2 protein-coding genes are annotated in these 1,937 nt (G+C 73.3%); both read left to right on the top strand.

What is annotated here, in order from left to right; genetic code table 11:
- The first annotated feature begins 191 nt into the window (after nucleotides 1-191).
- Nucleotides 192-1,277: an ABC transporter permease gene (locus E2651_RS42885; protein WP_135336676.1), complete on the top strand. Its 1,086-nt coding sequence runs from the start codon at nucleotides 192-194 to the stop codon at nucleotides 1,275-1,277.
- Nucleotides 1,274-1,937, top strand: a 664-nt coding sequence (locus E2651_RS42890) for an ABC transporter ATP-binding protein (RefSeq protein WP_135336677.1), incomplete at its 3' end; no start/stop codon positions are given. The genes E2651_RS42885 and E2651_RS42890, both read left to right, overlap by 4 nt.

The following is a 1,937-nucleotide window of genomic DNA, read 5'->3' on the forward strand; positions in this document are numbered from 1 at the left end:
GAGAGCATCGGGGCCTCGGTCGGGGGCGGGGGCAGAGGCTCGGTGGACGTGTTCATCGGATCCTCCAGCGTAGGCGCAGCCGCCCCTGCTTCCGTCAACCGAAAGGTTGATCGCGGGCTACCCCCTTCGATTCGGGTGAAGCGTGCTGTGGCGCGATGCCGTGGGGGCGGGCGCGGACGGAGGGTGGGGGCATGTTCGTCGCATGGAGAGACCTTCGGTTCGCCAAGGGGCGGTTCGCCCTGATGGGAGCCGTCGTCGTGCTCATCACTCTGCTCGTGGGGCTGCTTTCCGGGCTCACCGCCGGGCTCGCCAAGGAGAACACCTCCGCGATCACCGGCCTGCCGGCCGACCGCCTCGCCTTCGCCGCGCCGCCGTCCGGCCAGTCCGTCTCCTTCACCCATTCCCAGGTGGAGGAGCGCGCCTGGCAGGCCTGGGCGGCGCAGCCCGGCGTCCGGTCCGCCGAGCCCATCGGCATCAGCACCCTCAACGCCACCGCGGGCGACCGCTCGGCCGCCGTGTCCGCCTTCGGCGTCGAGCCGGACTCCGGGATCGCTCCGGACGGGGTGGCGCCGGGCGAGGCCGTGCTGTCGGAGAAGGCCGCGGCGGACCTCGGCGTCGGCCCCGGGGACACGGTGCGGCTCGGCGGGAGCGGGGTCGAGGAGCGGGTCGCGCGGGTCGCGTCGGACGCCTCGTACAGCCACACCCCCGTCGTATGGACCGCGCTCGACGACTGGCAGGGGCTCGGCCACCGGGGTACGTCGATGGACGAGCAGGCCACGGTCATCGCGCTGCGGACCGGCGGCGGGGTCGATCTCGCGGCCGGGGACAAGGCGGCGGGCACGGAGACGAAATCCCTCGACGGCGCGCTCACGGCCATCGGCTCCTACCAGGCGGAGAACGGTTCGCTGCAGCTCATGCGCGGCTTCCTCTTCGTCATCTCCGCGCTCGTCATAGGGGCGTTCTTCACGGTGTGGACGATTCAGCGCGCCGGTGACATCGCGGTACTGAAGGCGCTGGGCGCGTCCACGCCCTATCTGCTCAGGGACGCCCTGGGGCAGGCCGTGCTGATGCTCGCCGTCGGGACGGCCCTGGGGACGGGGATCGCGGCGGTGGCCGGTGCCGCGATCAGCGGCGGCGACGTCCCCTTCGTACTCGATCCGCCGACCGTGCTGTGGCCCGCCGCCGTGATGATCGCCCTCGGGGCGTTGGGCGCGGGCCTGTCCGTCCGGCGGATCACCGCCGTGGATCCGCTGACCGCGCTGGGGAGTGCCCGATGAGTCTGCTGCTCGAAGACATCACGCTGACGTACCCGGACGGGGAGGGAAGGCTCACGGCGCTCGACGGCGTCGGGCTCGACGTCCCCGCCGGGACGCTGACGGCGGTCGTCGGCCCGTCCGGCTCCGGGAAGTCCAGCCTGCTCGCGGTGGCCGCGACGCTGGTGACGCCCGACCGGGGGCGGGTGGTCGTCGGAGGTACGGAGACGGGGGCCCTGTCCCCGGCCGAGCGTGCGGAGTTGCGGCGCCGGAGGATGGGGATCGTCTTCCAGCAGCCGAATCTGCTTGCGTCGCTGACCGCGCTCGAACAGGTGGAGCTGATGGCGCGCCTCGAGGGGCGCGGACGTTCGGGCGAGGTCCGGGAGCGGGCGCGGGAGCTGCTCGACACCGTGGGCCTCGCGGCGCTCGCGCACCGGCGCCCGCATCGGCTGTCGGGCGGGCAGCGTCAACGGGTCGGCATCGCACGGGCGTTGATGAACGCGCCCGCGGTGCTCCTGGTGGACGAGCCGACCAGTGCGCTGGATCATGAGCGGGGCGCGGCGGTGCTCGATCTGCTGGGGCGGCTCACGCGGGAGTGGGGGACGGCGACGGTCCTGGTCACGCATGACCGGGCGCGGTTGTCGTTCGCCGACCGGGTGGTGGAGTTGGTGGACGGGAGGGTGG

The organism is Streptomyces sp. MZ04, assembly GCF_004684775.1.
Classification (GTDB): Bacteria; Actinomycetota; Actinomycetes; order Streptomycetales; family Streptomycetaceae; genus Streptomyces.